Origin of the sequence: Cronobacter sp. HA18006, assembly GCF_011605445.1 — a bacterium.
Lineage (GTDB): Bacteria > Pseudomonadota > Gammaproteobacteria > Enterobacterales > Enterobacteriaceae > Cronobacter > Cronobacter sakazakii.
The window spans coordinates 15,550-33,174 of record NZ_JAANQB010000002.1 but is presented as its reverse complement, the minus strand read 5'-3'; the positions used below and the strand labels follow the sequence as shown (position 1 = coordinate 33,174).

The following is a 17,625-nucleotide window of genomic DNA, read 5'->3' as shown; positions in this document are numbered from 1 at the left end:
AAAATGCGCGTTTGGTTATGCTTTGCGCATTCTGGCGGTTATCCGTCCACTTTGGGGGGCGAACCGTAGCGATCGAACCCGAAAAGCTTATAAATAACGCTCACCAGTACCAGGAAAATCGCGCCGACAATCAGCGACATCCGCGTATCGTCGTTGAATCCCATGCCCACCAGCACGCAGACCAGGAACGCCATCGTCAGGTAATTCGCCCACGGGAATAGCACGGAGCGGAACGGATGCGAGGCAATCGCCGCCTGGTGCGTCTGGCGAAAGCGCAGCTGGCTAATCAGGATAACAAACCACGGCACCATACCCGGCAGCACGCTGGCGCTGTAGACATAAACAAACACGCGCTGCGGATTCGGGATAATGTAGTTCAGGCACGAGCCCACCAGCAGGATAACAATGGAGAGCGCGACCCCCGCCACCGGTACGCCGTTGCGGGAGACTTTGCCCATCGCCGCCGGTAACTGGCGGTTTTTCGCCAGCGCATAGAGCATACGCCCGCAGCTGTACATGCCGCTGTTGCAGCCGGAGAGCGCGGCGGTCAGCACCACGAAGTTGATAATGCCTGCCGCGGCGGTGATGCCGATTTTTGCGAAGGTCAGGACAAACGGGCTGCCGTTGCTGCCAATCTCATCCCACGGGAAGATAGTCACGATAACGAAAATCGCGCCTACATAGAAAATCAGGATGCGCCACAGCACTTTGCCAACCGCGCTGCGCAGCGTCACCTGTGGGTTTTTCGCTTCGCCCGCGGTAATGCCAATCAGCTCAACGCCCTGGTATGACGCCACGACGATACAGAGTGCTGTCAGAAAGCCTTTCCAGCCGCCTGCAAAGAAACCGCCGTGCGAGGTGAGATTGCCGAAGCCAATGGCATGTCCGCCGTTGCCGAAGCCAAAGAAAATCACGCCAAGCCCAACCACTATCATGACGATAATGGTGGTGACTTTAATCATCGCGAACCAGAACTCGATTTCGCCATACAACCGCACCGCTGCAAGGTTCGCCAGCGCGACCAGCCCCACGGCAATCAGCGCGGGTATCCACTGCGCCATCTCCGGGAACCAGAACTGGACGTAAACCCCGATGGCGGTGATTTCCGAAATACCCACCGCCATCCACATAAACCAGTAGGACCACGCGGTGAGATAGCCGAAAAACGGGCTCATATAGCGGTGCGCGTAAACGGCGAACGAACCGGTTACCGGCTCAAGGAACAGCATTTCGCCCATAGAGCGCATAATGAAAAAGACGAACAGCCCGGCGATGATGTAGGCCAGCAGCACCGACGGCCCCGCCCATTTCAGCGTGCTGGCGGCGCCCATAAACAGCCCCACCCCGATAGTGCCGCCGAGCGCAATCAGCTCGATATGTCGGGCCTCCAGCCCTCGCTGTAGTTCCGGTTTATTCTCTGCCATAGATCCTCTGTGTTGTGTTTCACGTGCGTCCAGGTGAACCTGGTTATTGTGATGGTGAATAACGACGCGCCTGCGGGCAGCGTAACCCTGCCGCGTCCCGGCAAGGGGCGGGCGAATGGTTCCGCAATTTGAGAGAAATGGCAAATAATGCGTGGTAAAAATGCGCTTACTGCGCAATAAATCATCAGAAGAGAAACGGCGGCATCGGCAGACGCCGCCTCAGGATTAGAGCCTGCCGGTATAGTGCCAGCCCAGATAGCGCAGCAGGCGCAGCTGGCGTTTGAGACGGCTCGGCTGGGAGAGCAAACGGTAGAGCCATTCCAGCCCCAGGTTTTGCCACGCTTTCGGCGCGCGTTTCACATGGCCCGTGAATACATCATAGGTGCCGCCGACGCCCATATACAGGGCGTCAGGGTGAACGAGACGGCAGTCGCGCATAAAAATCTCCTGGCGCGGCGAGCCCATCGCCACCGTGACAATCTGTGCGCCGCTGTCGCGGATGCGCGCAAACAGCGCCGCTCGCTCCTCTGGCTTAAAATAGCCATCCTGCGCGTCGACAATATTCACATTCCACTGCCGCTTGAGCTTTTCGATAGTTTGCGCCAGCACCTGCGGCTTGCCGCCCACCAGAAACACCGGCGTGCCTTCGCGTCCGGCGCGCGCCATCAGCGCCTCCCAGAGATCGGCACCCGCCACACGCGACACTTTCGCCTGGGGATACTTTTTACGGACCGAACGCACGACGCTAATGCCGTCGGCATATTTAAACTCCGCCGCTTCAATCAGACTGCGGACTTCGGCATCCGCCTCCAGCGCCAGCATCTTCTCGGCGTTAATCGCCACCAGCGTGCCGTGGCGCAGCGAGCCATCGGCATAGAGATAATCGAGCGCGTGTTGCATATCGCGCCACCCCAGCAGCGGCAGGCCGCGAAGCGTATAGACCGGGGCGGTGACCTGTTCAGACATTATATTCCCTTAACCTTAAAGCGTTTCCGTTGGCGACAGCGGCGCGGCACGACGACGGCGCGGCTGGATAAGCCCTGCGCTATCCAGCAGCCAGTAAATCAGTTTCGCGACGACCAGACAGGCACCGAAGACCACCATAAAAAAGATCACGCGCGACACAAAGGCATCCAGCCCTTCACGGGCCAACACAATCATGTTGAAGATAGCGCCGAAGCAGAAGCTGTGCAGAATCGCGGCCTTATAGCGGTTCGGTTCATGGTTGCCGCGCTCATACAGCCAGTCGAACCATTTAATAATCAACCCGACCACCACCGCGCCAGGCGGGATAAACCACACGCCGCCCATCACCACCAGCGAGCCAAGCAGCGTCGGGGAGATAGCCAGCCCCGAGTGGTTATTCAGCACTTCCCAGGTGAAATAGTTAGCGGTGTTGAGCACGATATGCGGCCTGTCAGGCCAGACCCATGACGGAATAAACACATAGAAATCGCGCGCAATCGGTGCCAGCCCCTGAAACTCAATGTCACCGTAGTGTTGCAACAGCAGCGCCAGGTTTTCCCACGGCGAGAAGGTGTCACGCGTGAGGTAAAGAAAGGTGTAAAACGCTTCGTCGCCGCTGACGTTAAGCCCATAGCGCTTCAGCGCCAGCCAGAACATCCCGACAATCCCCATCACGCCTGCCGCAGCCAGCATGCCAGGCGAGATCCAGCCGCGAATAATGCCGATAAACAGGAAGATTGCGAACGCAATAATGATATTGGCGCGCGTGCCGCCAACAATCATATACGTCAGCAGGCCAAACCCGACGGTACTGACGAGGAAAAAGAGCCACGCGCGGCTGCTCTGACGCAGGAAATAGACCACCAGCATCGCCGGTATAAAGAAGTAGAAAAAGCGCTTCAGCGCCACGCCGGAGACTTCGCTGGAGAAAATCTGGCTGTAGGAGTGCAGCCGGAACAGCAGAAAGCCGTTATGCATAAAGAAAATGCCGACGCTCACCAGCGCGACCGCCATCATGACCATCCACGCCAGATGGGTTTCAACGCGGTTCATGGTAAACAGCCCGCCGCCGGAGGACGCTGCCTGCGTCCGTGCCGTCCGCAACCGCGTTTTATAGGTGACGTAATAGACCGCGTAGAAACAGCCCGCTGAAAGCAGCGCCTGCAACAACACTTCCGCAGGCACCACCGCCACGTTAAAGCGAAACACCAGAATGCTAGTCAGCGGAAAGCCGAAGAAAAACGTCAACAGGAACAGCAGCGAGAAAAAGACGTTAAAGTTAAACCGCACCCGGCGGAACTCAAACCAGGTCAGCGTGCCGATAAACAGCGTCGCCAGCAGCCAGACGATAAACAGGCCGCTGAATTGCAGTAAGCTCATGCCACTTCTCCTGAAGCGATACGCAGCGCGCGGTGCCAGCCGGCCAGGTAGTTAGGCTTAAAGAACGCGATTTGCGATTTATCGACCATCTGCAACTGACGCTGCGCCTCGCGCACCGTCACCTCGTTAAGCTTATCGCCGGTAAACAATACCGGCAGATTTTGTTCCACCATATCCTGCCAGAACGGGTTCTCGCGGCTCAGCACGCACGGGACGCCCGCCTGAATGAGCAGGCACAGCGTGCCGATCCCCTGCTGGCGCGCAAAAATGAAATAGCCGAGATCGCACTGGCGCAGCAGCGTCAGATACGCGTCGAAATCGAGCTTTTCACGCAGGATGTTAAGGTTTTCCGGGCTGAACAGCGCCTGCCCGGCTCGCGTCACTTCGTCTATCCACGCGTCGTTATTCGAAGGATATCCCATCGGCACAATCACGTTGACGTTATCACCAAACTGCTGATGCACCGCCTGCAACGCCGCGATATGGTCATTGCTCCGATCGCCGGAGTTGCCCACCAGAATCGTTAACTTGCCGTCACGCTCAGGCGGCGGCAGCTGGTTTAACCCTTCATCCATGCGCGTCGGGAAATAGAGCAGCTCGCCCGGCACGCCGGGATGACGCTTCGCAAAGTGGCTGAGATCGCCACGCGTGGCGAACACCTGGCCTACACGCCCCTGCGCCAGTCGGCGCAGCCGGTAAAAGAGCTGAAACTTCAGGCTGCGCGAGGCTTCGTAGAGATCTGCGCCCCAGATATGCCAGCTCACCTGCGCGGGCTTCAGCCCGCCGCCAAGCAGCGCCAGCCAAAGCGGCGCATTAAACTGACCATGCAGAAAGAAGCGCTGCTGGCGGTTTTCACGCGCCAACGTCACCACTGCGCGGGCAAGCGATTTTTTATCGGGATAAATGCTCAGCGAAAGCGCCGGGTACTGCTGGCCGAGTTGTTCATCGGCGCTCACCACCATAAAGCGGCGCGCCTGTTCGTTAGCCTCTGCCAGCTCATCGTTAAAGAAACGCAGTACCGTCTGGTTATGATGGGGAATATCGGACCCCAGAACGTGAATCAATGCTGTCATGTCTGTCTGCGCCAGAGTAAAAATACGCCACAACAGAGGGCGAAATAGACAATATAGGTCGCCATATAGGCCTGGGCCGCCCCTGCCGCGCCGTGCGCCGGGATCAGCCAGTATGAAAAGCCGGTTAATAAAGCAAACTGGCTGACTTCCGTCAAAATATAAAAGCGCAGCGAGGCTTTCGCGATGATCAGATAGCCGAAGACGTAAGCGCCCACTTTCAGTACGTCGCCCACCAGTTGCCAGGCGAAGAGGTCACGCATCGCGGTAAACTGCGGCGAGAACAGCAGCCAGATGGCGAAATCACGCAGCAGCCAGACCGCGAAGCTCGCCGTCGCCACCGCAGGCAGCACAAACTTCAGCGCGCGTCCGATTTCGCGGGTGATGTCGCGCTTCGCCTCAAGGCGGGAGAGCGTAGGCAGCAGCCAGACGCTGAATGACGCGGTAATAAACTGTAAATAGGCGTCGGAGATACTGCTCACGCCCTGCCAGATGCCGACGGCATCCCACCCGTAGCGAGCGGCCAGCAGGTTTCGCATCATTACATACGCGACCGGCAGCGTTACCGCGGTCATCAGGGCCATCAGCGTGAATTTACCGAGATGGCGCGCCAGCGGGCCGTCCCAGGACGGTTTCAGATAGCGCAGCGGCACATGCTCGCGCCGCATCAGCATCCAGACCGCCGGGATGGCGACCAGCGCAGGCACCAGCGCCAGGCCCAGCAGCGCGCCTTCATACCCGCCGAGACGAAAACAGGCGTAATACGCTACCACGCCGATAAGACTGCCGATAATCAGCGCCAGCGCGTTGCCCGCCGCGTCGCGAAAGCCTTTGATAATGGCGAGCGTGAGGTTAGCCCAGGCGATCCCCATCTGGATAAAGGCCACCATGCGCACCACGTTTTCATAGCGAGCATGGCCAAACAGGCCAACGCTAATCGGCCCGGCCGCCAGCAGAAAAATTACCGCCAGTAACGTCGAGAAGCCCAGCACCATCGCCGATGCCGTGCCCGTGACGCGCTGCAGCCCAGCGGCGTCATGCTGATGTTGCGCGACCAGTTTCGTCACGCCGTTGAAAATGCCCGCCCCGGCCAGCACGCCGAGCACCGTAATCAGCTGGCGGAAATTCCCCGCCTGCCCGACGCCTGCAGGGCCAAACGCGACCGCCAGCAGTTTGACGACCACAAGCCCCGCGCCGATTTTGATAAGCGTGGACCCGGCGGTCCACACGGAAGCTTTAGCGAGCGACATATCAGCCGAAATAGCTCAGCAGCGTATTGATCACCGTGCGCTGGTTAACCGGCGCGAGGTTAAAGAACAGCGGCAGGCGCAGCAGGCGTTCGCTCTCGGCGGTAGTGAAACGGTCTTCGCCGTGGAACTCGCCGAATTTTTCGCCCGCCGGACAGCCATGCAGCGGAATGTAGTGGAACACCGCCAGGATTTCGGCCTCTTTGAGGTACGCGATGAGCTTGCTGCGGTCGTCGATATCGCGAAGCTTAATGTAAAACATATGCGCGTTATGGCGGCAGGTATCGGGGATCGACGGCAGCGTGATGCGTCCGGCGCGCGCCAGCGGGGCGAGCGCGTCGTAATAGGTTTGCCACAGCGTCAGGCGCTGCTGGTTAATGCGGTCTGCCGCTTCCAGCTGCGCCCAGAGATAGGCGGCCTGCAAATCGGACATCAGGTAGCTGGAGCCGATATCGCGCCAGGTATATTTATCTACCTGACCGCGGAAGAACTGGCTGCGGTTGGTGCCTTTTTCGCGAATGATCTCCGCACGCTCTATCAGCGCCGGATCGTTAATCAGCGTCGCGCCGCCTTCGCCACCGGCGGTATAGTTTTTGGTTTCATGGAAGCTAAAGCAGCCGATGTGGCCGATAGTGCCGAGCGCACGGCCTTTATAGGTCGACATCACGCCCTGCGCGGCGTCTTCCACCACATAGAGTTGGTGCTTTTCGGCAATCGCCATAATGGTGTCCATCTCGCAGGCCACGCCCGCGTAATGCACCGGCACGATGGCGCGGGTTTTATCGGTGATGGCCGCTTCAATCCGCGTTTCATCGATATTCATGGTGTCCGGACGCACATCCACAAAGACGATTTTCGCGCCGCGCAGCACAAAGGCGTTAGCAGTGGAGACGAACGTAAAGCTCGGCATGATCACTTCATCGCCCGGCTGGATGTTCAGCAGCAGCGCCGCCATCTCCAGCGACGCGGTGCAGGACGGCGTCAGCAACACTTTCGGGCTGCCGAAACGCTGCTCCATCCACTGCTGGCAGCGGCGGGTAAAACCGCCGTCGCCGCACAGCTTGCCGCTGCTCATCGCAGACTGCATATAGTCGATTTCCGTGCCAACCACGGGCGGTGCGTTAAATGGGATCATGATAGTTACCTGTATAACCAATAAGCGGTGCTTTCGATGTTGCCGCCGCTGGCAATATAGCGGCGCAGCGCGGCGCGGTTGCCCGCCTGCGTCGCAACCCGCAAGGTATAAAGCCCGCGCGTGACGCACCAGTGGCGCGCCGCCTGCATCAGGGCTTCTCCGGCGCCGCGACCGGCCAGCAGGCCGATACGGGCTTCTTGTTCGTTAAGCGCGCGCAGCGTCACGAAACCACGCAGCGCTCCCTGCGGCGTGCGCAGGATAAGACATTCGTGATCGAACGCGCCTTTAACCGCGTTTTCGACCCACTGCGCGTAAAACCGTCCGCTGGCGTCAGGCGCATACCAGGGCGCGCGAAACCGACTCATGGCAAACGCCTCCGCCGCCGCGTCGCGCAGCAGTGGAATATCATCGGGCGTGGCGGTGGTTATCTGCGCGTCGCGCGCGGGCGCATCAGGCGTGAGTGTCAGCGCGAAATCCACTTCGCCCTCCACCAGCTGAAAGCCGAGCTGCGCCAGGCCGTCCAGCAGATCGCAGCGGGCGGCGGGCACTTTCGCCTGCACGCGCGACCAGGCGTCTAATTGCGCCACGTCTAACTGTGGCGCGGTATCAGAGAAACGGACAATCGCGCTGTCGATGCCGAAAAAGTGGCTTTCCCACTCAAGAGGATCAAGGGTGGCGTGGACATGCATCGGGCAGCTCCAGCAAAGGGTTCACCGCCAGACGCCTTTGGTGTCGACGACCCAGGTGTGATTGAGCGTCGAGCCGTCAATCGCTTTGAACTGCTGATGGTCTACCAGCATCACCAGCACGTCGGCCTGCGCCAGCGCGTCATCAAGCGCGCTCAGTTTGCACTTGCCTTCAAGGCGTGTCGGCAGCGTATGGATGTTGGGCTCGACGACCAGCGTTTCACCGCTGTGCCAGTCGGCGATAAGCTCAGCGATTTCCATCGCCGGGCTTTCGCGTAAATCATCGATATTCGGTTTAAACGCCAGGCCAAAGCAGGCGATTTTCACTTCGCTGGCGCGGCGGTTGGTCGCAGCGAGGCAGTCCGCCAGCGTGCTTTTTACCTGCTGAATCACCCAGTGCGGTTTGTGGTCGTTCACTTCACGCGCGGTACGGATGAGACGCGCCTGCTGTGGGTTCTGCGCCACGATAAACCATGGGTCGACGGCGATGCAGTGGCCGCCCACGCCCGGCCCTGGTTGCAGGATATTTACGCGCGGATGGCGGTTGGCGAGGCGAATCAGCTCCCAGACGTTAATGCCCTGATCGGCACAAATCAGCGACAGCTCGTTGGCGAACGCAATATTCACATCGCGGAAGCTGTTCTCGGTGAGCTTGCACATCTCGGCGGTGCGGGAGTTAGTGACTACACACTCACCTTCCAGGAAGATTTTGTAGAGTTCGCTGGCGCGCGCCGAGCAGACCGGCGTCATCCCACCAATCACGCGGTCGTTTTTAATCAGTTCAACCATTACCTGGCCCGGCAGCACGCGCTCCGGACAGTAGGCGATATTGATATCCGCCGCCTCGCCCGCCTGCTGCGGGAAGCTGAGATCCGGACGCAGCGCCGCAAGCCATTGCGCCATCTGTTCGGTCGCGCCGACGGGCGACGTGGATTCCAGAATCACCAGCGCGCCTTTACGCAGCACCGGCGCGACAGATTCCGCCGCCGCCTGCACGTAGGCCATATCCGGCTCGTGATCGCCTTTGAACGGCGTGGGAACGGCGATGAGATACGCGTCCGCTTCAACGGGCGTTGTGCTGGCGCGCAGGAAGCCGCCTTCCACGGCGGTTTTGACAACCTTATCGAGCTCTGGCTCGACAATATGAATTTCACCCCGGTTAATGGTATCGACCGCATGCTGATTAATGTCGATGCCGATGACCTGTTTTTCACGCGACGCGAATGCCGCCGCGGTGGGTAAACCGATATAACCCAGACCAATCACCGAAATGGTATTAAAACTCATAGTGATACCCGATTATTTTTAAGTGCATGTAATATCCGTTCGCATGCCTGGCCGTCGCCATAAGGGTTATGGGCGTGGCTCATGGCCTGGTACGCCGCCTCGTCGTGCAGCAGTCGCGTCACTTCGGCAACGATACGCTGCGTGTCCGTGCCCACCAGACGCACCGTACCCGCCTCGACCGCTTCCGGGCGCTCGGTGGTTTCTCGCATTACCAGTACTGGTTTGCCAAGCGACGGTGCCTCTTCCTGAATGCCGCCGGAGTCGGTCAGGATCAGCCAGGCGTGGTTCATCAGCCAGACAAACGGCAGGTACTCCTGCGGCTCAATCAGCACTATGTTGTCGATGTGGCCCAGGATACGGTTGACCGGCTCGGTAACGTTGGGGTTGAGATGTACGGGATAGACAATCTGGACATCGCGGTTTTGCGCGGCGATATCCGCCAGCGCGCGGCAAATCTGCTCGAATCCTTCGCCGAAACTTTCGCGGCGATGGCCCGTTACCAGGATCATTTTCTTGTCGCCATCGAGGAACGGGTACTGCGTTTCGAGGCGCAGGCGCAGCGGTTCATCCGCCATCACGCGATCGCGCACAGCGATTAGCGCATCGATAACGGTATTGCCGGTGACAAAAATCCGCGCGTCCGGAATGTTCTCGCGCAGCAGATTCTGGCGCGACAGTTCGGTCGGGGCGAAGTGGTACATCGCCAGATGACCGGTGAGCGTACGGTTGGCCTCCTCCGGCCACGGCGAATAGAGATCGCCCGTACGCAGCCCCGCTTCAACGTGACCGACGGGAATACGCTGATAAAACGCGGCCAGGCTGGTCGCGATGGTGGTTGTCGTATCGCCATGCACCAGAACGACATCCGGGCGGAATTCGGTCAGAATCGGTTTCAGCCCTTCCAGAATGCGACAGGTGATCTCGGTAAGCCCCTGTCCGGGCTTCATGATGTTCAGATCGTAATCCGGCACAATGGAAAAAAGATGCAGCACCTGATCCAGCATCTGTCTGTGCTGAGCGGTGACGCAAACCCGGGTGTCGAACGCGGGATCCTGTGCCAGCGCATGAACCAGCGGTGCCATTTTGATGGCTTCTGGTCGCGTGCCAAAAACGGTTAGTACTCTCACAACGATTCTCTTCAGTTGGCGATGAAGGCGACGCGCGCCTTCATTCAGGACGCGTGCTTATGCGGTGCGACGGCGGCGGACCAGAGCCACGCCAGCGCCAGTCAACGCCCCAACAGCTCCCCACATGATCATCAGAAACGCGCGACGCGGGCTGTCGCGTTTAACCGGCTCTTCCGGTGTACGCAGATAGCGATAGGTCTGAAAGCGCGGATCCAGCGTCGGCCCGACGTTCAGCGTCGCCAGCATCGCCCGGTTCTGGTCGTAGTCGATGTCATAGGTCGGTCCTACCGCCTGGAGGTTTTCCAGACGCGCCTGCAACAGCGGGCGACCCAGCATAAACAGTTCAGAATCCGGCAGCTCATCTGCGGGAACATCCGTTTCGCTGCGAGAAATATTATGTTGTTCCGCCACCTGCAACGCCTGCTGAACGTTATGCACGCGGCGATCGAAAATCGATTTCGCGACGGCCTCCTGACGTTTCACCTGCGCTTTCATCTGCACGGTACGCGCCGCCCATGCGCCTTTCAGCTCATCATTAAGATGGCTGGCGGCACGCTGGCTGGCGAACGCGATGTACTGACGCAACAGGTTGTTGGCATCCGGCGCGGTTTCGGCAATCAGTCGAATGTTATCGTTTTGATTACGGGTGACGTCGCCTGCGGTGAACTGGATGTTGTCGATAAACTCATCCAGCAGCGCGGCGTCGGCTTTGCTGTTGCCGACCCGGCGCTGCTTGTAATAGTCCGTCTGCGACCAGAAATCGCGGCGGGTATCCCAGGCGGAGAGTTGCATGATGAATTCTTTATAGGCGTCGTCCATCACCGAAGGCTGGTCCACCGGCGTCAGGTTGGCTTTCGCATCCAGATTACGCAGGAACTGCTGCTGCGAATAGTAGCCGCCCAGCATATTGACGGTGGGTCTGTCGGTGATGGCCATCGCGCTCCACTCCTGGCGCGCGAAGAACGTGTAAGTGAGCGCGACCAGCGCAAACAGCACGGCCATGCCGACTATCCAGAATTTCCCTGCCCACAGCGTTCGGAACAGACCACGAATATCCAGTTCATTATCTGCCACTCCTGGCGGAGTGCCCGGCACTTTTTGATTCATCACGTCCCCGTTTTTCTTTAATTAGCGGTGGGCTTGTTGCTTCCGCGCTTGATACGACGCTTAACGCGTTTGATGAAGCGCGCCACTTTCCATGCCCGTTTGATACAGTAGCCGTAGAAGAAAAATGCTAGCAAGAATAATGCCAACATTACCCACTCAGGGATAATATGGGCCGCGTATTCTGATGCCACGCCAATACCGGCCAGCAGCGCGGCGGCGAGCGTAATAAGGACAAACGCCTGGCGAGAAGTAAAACCGGCGCGCATGATCAGATGATGAATGTGCTGGCGGTCCGGCGAGAACGGGCTCATGCCTTTACGCAGACGACGGTACATGATGGCAATCATGTCCATCAGCGGAATCGCGATGATCCAGAGCGCAGTCACCGGGCTAATCGGATGCGTTTTCCCCTGGGTGGTTTCCAGCAGGATCCAGATAACCGTAAACCCGATGAGCGTACTGCCCGCATCGCCCATAAAGACTTTATAACGCCGCCCAAACGCGCCGAGGTTTAGCAGGATGTAAGGGAGAATGGCGGCTATCATGGCAAAGCACCACATCGACAGGCTGGTCTGCCCGTCAAACCACAGGATCATCCCGATGGCCGCGAAAGAGACGCACGACAGGCCGCCCAGCAGGCCATCGATACCGTCGACCATGTTGAAGGCGTTAATCGCCGCCCAGACGGCGAACAGCGTGAGGAAATACCCAAACGGCCCCAGCACCATCTCCCACGAGCCGAAAATGTACCCGAGACTTCGCAGGTAGAGCCCGCCCACTGTCATCATGACCACACCGATAACGGCCTGGATCACGGCGCGAATTTTTACGCTAATGTCATAACGGTCATCCAGCGCGCCGACAAACACCAGCACCCCGGCGCTCGCGAGATATAACGCTGCATGAGGGATGTAGTAGTCCGCGATGAAAAAGGTAAAGCAGATGCCTGCGTAGACGGAGATGCCGCCCACGAGCGGGATAAGCCCCTGATGGCGCTTACGGAAGTTGGGTTTATCAACCAGACCCACTCTTTTGCCGATCTTTCGTGCGAAAAAAAGAAAAACAAATGTGAATAAAAAAATACTGAGTAGCTCAGTACCAACGGTAACTAAATTCACAGTGTGCGCTCTCTGCAAACGTTAAGTCCGGAGGAAGTATAACTGCGGCAGTCGGGCTTTCTAAGCACTCCTCCGCCCCTCATCCCTGAACAGACTAATTATTATTCAGTAAGATAAACATAGCTCAGGCCAGATAAAAACTGACGCGCCTCTACTGAAAATCGCGTAAAGATCACGCCCGTTGCCTATCGTATAGAGCAACAAAGAAAAACGCCACGTCGTGACGTGGCGTTCCCCGAGTTTCCGCTAACTACGAACGTTTCATCATATCGAAGAATTCGTCGTTAGTTTTGGTCATCGCCAGTTTATTGATGAGGAATTCCATCGCATCAATCTCACCCATTGGGTGAATGATTTTACGCAGGATCCACATTTTCTGCAGTTCTTCCTGCGTCGTCAGCAGCTCTTCTTTACGGGTACCGGAACGGTTGTAATCGATAGCCGGGAAGACGCGTTTTTCCGCGATCTTACGGGAGAGATGCAGTTCCATGTTACCGGTGCCTTTAAACTCTTCATAGATAACTTCATCCATTTTAGAGCCGGTATCAATCAGAGCAGTCGCAATAATGGTCAGGCTGCCGCCCTCTTCCACGTTACGCGCCGCGCCGAAGAAACGTTTCGGACGATGCAGGGCGTTGGCGTCTACACCACCGGTCAGCACTTTACCGGAGGCCGGCACAACGGTGTTGTAAGCGCGCGCCAGACGGGTGATGGAGTCGAGCAGAATGATAACGTCTTTTTTATGCTCAACCAGGCGCTTGGCCTTCTCGATAACCATCTCGGCAACCTGAACGTGGCGGGAAGCCGGTTCGTCGAACGTGGACGCAACCACTTCGCCTTTTACCAGACGCTGCATCTCGGTCACTTCTTCCGGACGTTCGTCGATAAGCAGTACCATCAGCACGCAGTCCGGGTGGTTATAGGCGATGCTCTGCGCGATGTTCTGCAGCAGCATGGTTTTACCGGCTTTCGGCGGCGCCACGATGAGACCACGCTGGCCGCGGCCAATAGGCGATGCCAGATCCAGGACACGTGCGGTCAAATCTTCAGTCGACCCGTTGCCGCGCTCCATACGCAGACGCGAGTTCGCGTGCAGCGGCGTTAAGTTTTCGAACAGGATCTTATTACGTGCGTTTTCCGGTTTATCGAAGTTAACTTCGTTCACTTTCAACAGCGCGAAGTAGCGCTCGCCTTCTTTCGGCGGACGAATCTTACCGGAGATGGTATCCCCTGTGCGGAGGTTGAAACGGCGGATTTGGCTGGGAGAAACGTAGATGTCGTCGGGACCGGCGAGGTAGGAGCTGTCTGCAGAACGGAGGAAGCCGAAGCCATCCTGCAATATCTCCAGCACACCGTCGCCAAAGATATCTTCGCCACTCTTCGCGTGCTGCTTCAGGATGGCGAAAATAATATCCTGTTTGCGCATGCGGGCCAGGTTTTCCAGTCCCATATTTTCGCCGAGAGTAATCAGCTCAGAAACCGGCGTATTCTTTAATTCGGTAAGATTCATAGTGGTGGGTTCTTAAACTCGGGGTAAATCTCGAACGTAATGTTGTGAATGGTATGGCAGGGTCATCCATGCCTGTTAACGGGCTTCATCTCATGTCTGTTCGTTGCCTGGTTGCAGGTAAGGAACGCAGAACTGAAACGACAAGACGGAATGAGCGATAAGTCCCGGAATTAATGCTCTTCTCGCCTACCGGTCTCGGTATTGACATTGTCACGGGCGGGAAGCGTCGGGTATTACAAGATTCAAACTAAAAGGTAAGTTTAAATTGAAGTCAAAAATTAAGTTAGCATGACTGAAGCCGGGCGTCCAGCGGTCCTGAATATTTAGGAACCGTGATCGCCCCGGCGGGGAACCATTACGCCAGGTTGGCGTCGAGGAACTCTTTCAGTTGGCCTTTAGACAGCGCACCGACTTTGGTCGCCGCTACTTCACCGTTCTTGAACAGCAGCAGAGTCGGGATACCACGGATGCCGTATTTCGGCGCGGTGCCCGGGTTCTGGTCGATGTTCAGCTTGGCAACCGTCAGTTTGCCCTGATATTCATCAGCGATTTCATCAAGGATAGGGGCGATCATCTTGCACGGACCACACCATTCTGCCCAGAAATCAACCAGCGTCAACCCGTCCGCTTTAAGTACATCCGTGTCGAAACTGTCGTCAGTCAGGTGAATAATTTTATCGCTCATGTTTTACTCCAAAGATTAGGCCTGTCATGTTGGTGTAGCATTAACCAACATAAGGTTGACTTTATTTCACCGGATACGCTTTCGTAAAGCAATAGTTAGCTGATATTCTACCACACTATGAGCAAAACACACTTGACTGAACAGAAGTTTTCCGACTTCGCCCTGCACCCTGTTGTAGTTCAAGCCCTTGAGAAGAAAGGGTTTTATAACTGCACCCCTATCCAGGCTCTGGCACTCCCGTTAACGCTCGCGGGCCGTGACGTTGCAGGGCAGGCGCAAACCGGTACCGGCAAAACGATGGCGTTTTTAACGTCAACGTTTCACTATTTACTCTCTCACCCTGCGGCGGAAAATCGCCAGGTGAATCAACCGCGCGCCCTGATTATGGCGCCGACCCGCGAACTGGCGGTACAGATTCACTCCGACGCAGAGCCGCTGGCTGAAGCCACCGGCATTAAGCTTGGTCTCGCCTACGGCGGCGACGGCTACGACAAACAACTGAAAGTGCTGGAAAGCGGCGTCGATATTCTGATCGGCACCACCGGCCGTCTTATCGATTACACCAAACAAAACCACGTTAACCTGGGCGCTATTCAGGTCGTGGTGCTCGACGAAGCCGATCGCATGTACGATCTGGGCTTCATCAAAGACATCCGGTGGCTGTTCCGCCGTATGCCGGCTGCCACAGAGCGTCTCAATATGCTCTTCTCCGCCACGCTTTCTTACCGCGTGCGCGAACTGGCGTTTGAGCAGATGAACAACGCGGAATATGTTGAAGTCGAGCCGGAGCAGAAAACGGGCCACCGTATTAAAGAAGAGCTTTTCTATCCGTCTAACGAAGAGAAAATGCGCTTGCTTCAGACGCTTATCGAAGAAGAGTGGCCGGATCGCGCCATTATTTTCGCGAATACCAAACACCGCTGTGAAGACATCTGGGGCCATCTGGCGGCAGACGGTCATCGCGTCGGCCTGTTGACTGGCGACGTGGCGCAGAAAAAACGCCTGCGTATTCTGGATGAATTTACCCGCGGCGATCTCGATATCCTGGTCGCAACGGACGTCGCGGCGCGCGGCCTGCATATTCCTGCCGTCACGCACGTCTTCAACTACGACCTGCCGGACGACTGCGAAGACTATGTGCATCGCATCGGCCGTACCGGTCGTGCGGGTGCCAGCGGCCACTCCATCAGCCTCGCCTGTGAAGAGTACGCGCTGAATCTCCCGGCGATTGAAACCTATATCGGTCACTCCATTCCGGTGAGTAAATACAACCCGGATGCGCTGTTAAGCGAACTGCCGCCGCCGAAGCGCCTGTCGCGTCCGCGTACCGGCAATGGCCCGCGTCGTTCCGGCGCGCCGCGTAACCGTCGTCGTACAGGATAAACGCTATGCCCGGCACCTCCTCACTGTATGCGGCAATCGACCTCGGTTCGAACAGCTTTCATATGCTGGTGGTACGTGAGGTGGCCGGGAGCATTCAGACGCTCACGCGTGTGAAACGCAAGGTCCGCCTCGCGGCGGGCCTCGGTGCCGACAATGCGCTCTCGGCGGACGCCATGGAGCGCGGCTGGCAATGTCTGCGTCTGTTTGCTGAACGGCTTCAGGATATTCCCCCGTCGCAAATCCGCGTGGTCGCCACCGCGACGCTGCGCCTTGCCACTAATGCCGATGTGTTTGTCGCCCGCGCCCAAGAGATCCTCGGCTGCCCGGTTCAGGTTATTGCCGGTGAAGAAGAAGCCCGCCTGATCTATCAGGGCGTGGCGCATACCACCGGCGGTGCCGACAGGCGTCTCGTTGTCGATATCGGCGGTGCCAGTACAGAGCTTGTCACCGGCACCGGCGCGCGCGCGACCTCGCTCTTCAGCCTGCCAATGGGCTGCGTGACCTTTCTTGAGCGCTTCTTTACCGACCGCAGCCTCACCCAGGAGCATTTCGCCAGCGCCGAACAGGCCGCCCGTGACATTCTGCAACCGGTTATCGCGCAGCTGCGCGGCCAGGGCTGGAAAATCTGCGTCGGGGCCTCCGGCACCGTACAGGCGCTGCAGGAAATCATGATGGCGCAGGGAATGGACGAGCGCATCACGCTTGCGAAACTTCAGCAGCTCAAGGCGCGCGCTATCCACTGCGGTCGCCTGGAGGAGCTTGAAATCGAGGGCCTGACGCTTGAGCGCGCACTCGTTTTCCCAAGCGGCCTCGCCATTCTTATCGCGATTTTCAGCGAGCTGGAAATCGAGTGTATGACGCTTGCCGGCGGCGCGCTGCGCGAAGGGCTGGTGTACGGCATGCTGCATCTTGCGGTGGATCAGGATATTCGCAATCGCACGCTGAAAAACATTCAGCGGCGTTTTATGGTGGATATCGCCCAGGCCGGGCGCGTGGCGCAACTGGCGGAACGTTTTGCCGTCAGCGTTGAACGTGAATGGGCGCTTGACGATCTCAGCCGTGCGCTGCTGCACAGTGCCAGCTTACTGCATGAAGTGGGCCTGGCGGTTGATTTCAAACGCGCGCCCCAGCACGCCGCTTACCTGGTGAATAATCTGGATTTGCCGGGCTTTACGCCCGCGCAGAAAAAGCTGCTGGCGACGCTCTTGCTGAACCAGACCGGTACGGTCGATCTCTCCGCGCTGCAACAGCAAAACGCCGTCCCGCTGCGCGTGGCCGAGCGTCTGTGCCGGTTGCTGCGTCTGGCGATTATTTTCGCCAGCCGTCGGCGCGACGACATGCTGCCTGACGTTACACTCACCGCGCATGACGACACGCTCACCGCATCGCTCCCGCAGGACTGGCTTTCCGTTCACCCGCTGGGCGCGGAGATGTTAGAGCAGGAACAGCTCTGGCAGAGCTACGTACACTGGCAGCTCGACGTTAAGTAACGTTTAGTGC

Annotated in this window: 15 protein-coding genes; 2 read left to right on the top strand and 13 right to left on the bottom strand. The window is 57.9% G+C overall.

The window, feature by feature from the left end:
• Nucleotides 1–38 precede the first annotated feature (38 nt).
• The 13 genes from G9X48_RS00560 to trxA all read right to left on the bottom strand — a co-directional run bounded on the left by G9X48_RS00560 (nt 39) and on the right by trxA (nt 14,742).
• The gene (locus tag G9X48_RS00560) at nt 39–1,424 is read right to left on the bottom strand and encodes an amino acid permease (protein ID WP_097641351.1); all 1,386 of its coding nucleotides are present in this window, start codon (nt 1,422–1,424) and stop codon (nt 39–41) included.
• A 225-nt stretch (nt 1,425–1,649) separates the two neighbouring features.
• Nucleotides 1,650–2,390 (bottom strand): lipopolysaccharide N-acetylmannosaminouronosyltransferase, encoded by a 741-nt coding sequence (wecG, locus tag G9X48_RS00555; RefSeq protein ID WP_029039575.1) that lies wholly within the window; start codon nt 2,388–2,390, stop codon nt 1,650–1,652.
• A 15-nt stretch (nt 2,391–2,405) separates the two neighbouring features.
• Nucleotides 2,406–3,770 (bottom strand): ECA oligosaccharide polymerase, encoded by a 1,365-nt coding sequence (gene wzyE, locus G9X48_RS00550; protein ID WP_032988507.1) that lies wholly within the window; start codon nt 3,768–3,770, stop codon nt 2,406–2,408.
• On the bottom strand, nt 3,767–4,843 hold the full coding sequence (locus G9X48_RS00545; RefSeq protein ID WP_097641350.1) for a TDP-N-acetylfucosamine:lipid II N-acetylfucosaminyltransferase: 1,077 nt from the start codon (nt 4,841–4,843) through the stop codon (nt 3,767–3,769). Before G9X48_RS00545 ends, wzyE begins: the two co-directional genes overlap by 4 nt.
• The gene (gene wzxE, locus G9X48_RS00540; RefSeq protein ID WP_004386373.1) at nt 4,840–6,090 is read right to left on the bottom strand and encodes a lipid III flippase WzxE; all 1,251 of its coding nucleotides are present in this window, start codon (nt 6,088–6,090) and stop codon (nt 4,840–4,842) included. The genes G9X48_RS00545 and wzxE overlap by 4 nt, the downstream gene beginning before the upstream one ends.
• 1 nt (nt 6,091) lies before the next feature.
• The gene (rffA, locus tag G9X48_RS00535; RefSeq protein WP_032988508.1) at nt 6,092–7,222 is read right to left on the bottom strand and encodes a dTDP-4-amino-4,6-dideoxygalactose transaminase; all 1,131 of its coding nucleotides are present in this window, start codon (nt 7,220–7,222) and stop codon (nt 6,092–6,094) included.
• A gap of 5 nt (nt 7,223–7,227) precedes the next feature.
• Complete coding sequence (gene rffC, locus G9X48_RS00530) at nt 7,228–7,911, bottom strand: dTDP-4-amino-4,6-dideoxy-D-galactose acyltransferase (RefSeq protein WP_004386376.1); 684 nt, start codon at nt 7,909–7,911, stop codon at nt 7,228–7,230.
• 21 nt (nt 7,912–7,932) lie between these two features.
• Nucleotides 7,933–9,195, bottom strand: a complete 1,263-nt coding sequence (wecC, locus tag G9X48_RS00525) for a UDP-N-acetyl-D-mannosamine dehydrogenase (protein WP_004386379.1) — start codon at nt 9,193–9,195, stop codon at nt 7,933–7,935.
• A complete protein-coding gene (gene wecB / locus G9X48_RS00520) occupies nt 9,192–10,322 on the bottom strand; it encodes a UDP-N-acetylglucosamine 2-epimerase (non-hydrolyzing) (RefSeq protein ID WP_004386380.1) in 1,131 nt (376 codons plus the stop codon). The genes wecC and wecB overlap by 4 nt, the downstream gene beginning before the upstream one ends.
• A gap of 57 nt (nt 10,323–10,379) precedes the next feature.
• Entirely contained in the window at nt 10,380–11,429 is a 1,050-nt protein-coding gene (wzzE, locus tag G9X48_RS00515; RefSeq protein WP_004386381.1) for an ECA polysaccharide chain length modulation protein, read from the bottom strand.
• Between the two features lie 17 nt (nt 11,430–11,446).
• On the bottom strand, nt 11,447–12,547 hold the full coding sequence (gene wecA, locus G9X48_RS00510; protein ID WP_012126056.1) for a UDP-N-acetylglucosamine--undecaprenyl-phosphate N-acetylglucosaminephosphotransferase: 1,101 nt from the start codon (nt 12,545–12,547) through the stop codon (nt 11,447–11,449).
• Nucleotides 12,548–12,797: 250 nt separating this feature from the next.
• Complete coding sequence (rho, locus tag G9X48_RS00505) at nt 12,798–14,057, bottom strand: transcription termination factor Rho (protein WP_004386383.1); 1,260 nt, start codon at nt 14,055–14,057, stop codon at nt 12,798–12,800.
• Nucleotides 14,058–14,412: 355 nt separating this feature from the next.
• Nucleotides 14,413–14,742 carry a thioredoxin TrxA gene (trxA, locus tag G9X48_RS00500; RefSeq protein ID WP_004386384.1) on the bottom strand — a complete coding sequence of 110 codons (330 nt, stop codon included), beginning with the start codon at nt 14,740–14,742 and terminating at the stop codon, nt 14,413–14,415.
• A gap of 117 nt (nt 14,743–14,859) precedes the next feature.
• On the opposite strand from trxA, the gene rhlB reads away from it, so the two are divergent.
• Together rhlB and gppA are read left to right on the top strand one after the other, a co-directional pair.
• Nucleotides 14,860–16,125 carry an ATP-dependent RNA helicase RhlB gene (rhlB, locus tag G9X48_RS00495; protein ID WP_007872554.1) on the top strand — a complete coding sequence of 422 codons (1,266 nt, stop codon included), beginning with the start codon at nt 14,860–14,862 and terminating at the stop codon, nt 16,123–16,125.
• A 5-nt stretch (nt 16,126–16,130) separates the two neighbouring features.
• Nucleotides 16,131–17,615 (top strand): guanosine-5'-triphosphate,3'-diphosphate diphosphatase, encoded by a 1,485-nt coding sequence (gene gppA, locus G9X48_RS00490; protein ID WP_007892208.1) that lies wholly within the window; start codon nt 16,131–16,133, stop codon nt 17,613–17,615.
• Nucleotides 17,616–17,625: the final 10 nt, after the last annotated feature.

Bases quoted from the DNA above. Each gene is read 5' to 3' on its own strand.
- G9X48_RS00560 (WP_097641351.1), bottom strand. From the start codon at position 1,424: ATGGCAGAGAATAAACCGGAACTACAGCGAGGGCTGGAGGCCCGACAT.
- wecG (WP_029039575.1), bottom strand. From the start codon at position 2,390: ATGTCTGAACAGGTCACCGCCCCGGTCTATACGCTTCGCGGCCTGCCG.
- wzyE (WP_032988507.1), bottom strand. From the start codon at position 3,770: ATGAGCTTACTGCAATTCAGCGGCCTGTTTATCGTCTGGCTGCTGGCG.
- G9X48_RS00545 (WP_097641350.1), bottom strand. From the start codon at position 4,843: ATGACAGCATTGATTCACGTTCTGGGGTCCGATATTCCCCATCATAAC.
- wzxE (WP_004386373.1), bottom strand. From the start codon at position 6,090: ATGTCGCTCGCTAAAGCTTCCGTGTGGACCGCCGGGTCCACGCTTATC.
- rffA (WP_032988508.1), bottom strand. From the start codon at position 7,222: ATGATCCCATTTAACGCACCGCCCGTGGTTGGCACGGAAATCGACTAT.
- rffC (WP_004386376.1), bottom strand. From the start codon at position 7,911: ATGCATGTCCACGCCACCCTTGATCCTCTTGAGTGGGAAAGCCACTTT.
- wecC (WP_004386379.1), bottom strand. From the start codon at position 9,195: ATGAGTTTTAATACCATTTCGGTGATTGGTCTGGGTTATATCGGTTTA.
- wzzE (WP_004386381.1), bottom strand. From the start codon at position 11,429: ATGAATCAAAAAGTGCCGGGCACTCCGCCAGGAGTGGCAGATAATGAA.
- rho (WP_004386383.1), bottom strand. From the start codon at position 14,057: ATGAATCTTACCGAATTAAAGAATACGCCGGTTTCTGAGCTGATTACT.
- trxA (WP_004386384.1), bottom strand. From the start codon at position 14,742: ATGAGCGATAAAATTATTCACCTGACTGACGACAGTTTCGACACGGAT.
- rhlB (WP_007872554.1), top strand. From the start codon at position 14,860: ATGAGCAAAACACACTTGACTGAACAGAAGTTTTCCGACTTCGCCCTG.
- gppA (WP_007892208.1), top strand. From the start codon at position 16,131: ATGCCCGGCACCTCCTCACTGTATGCGGCAATCGACCTCGGTTCGAAC.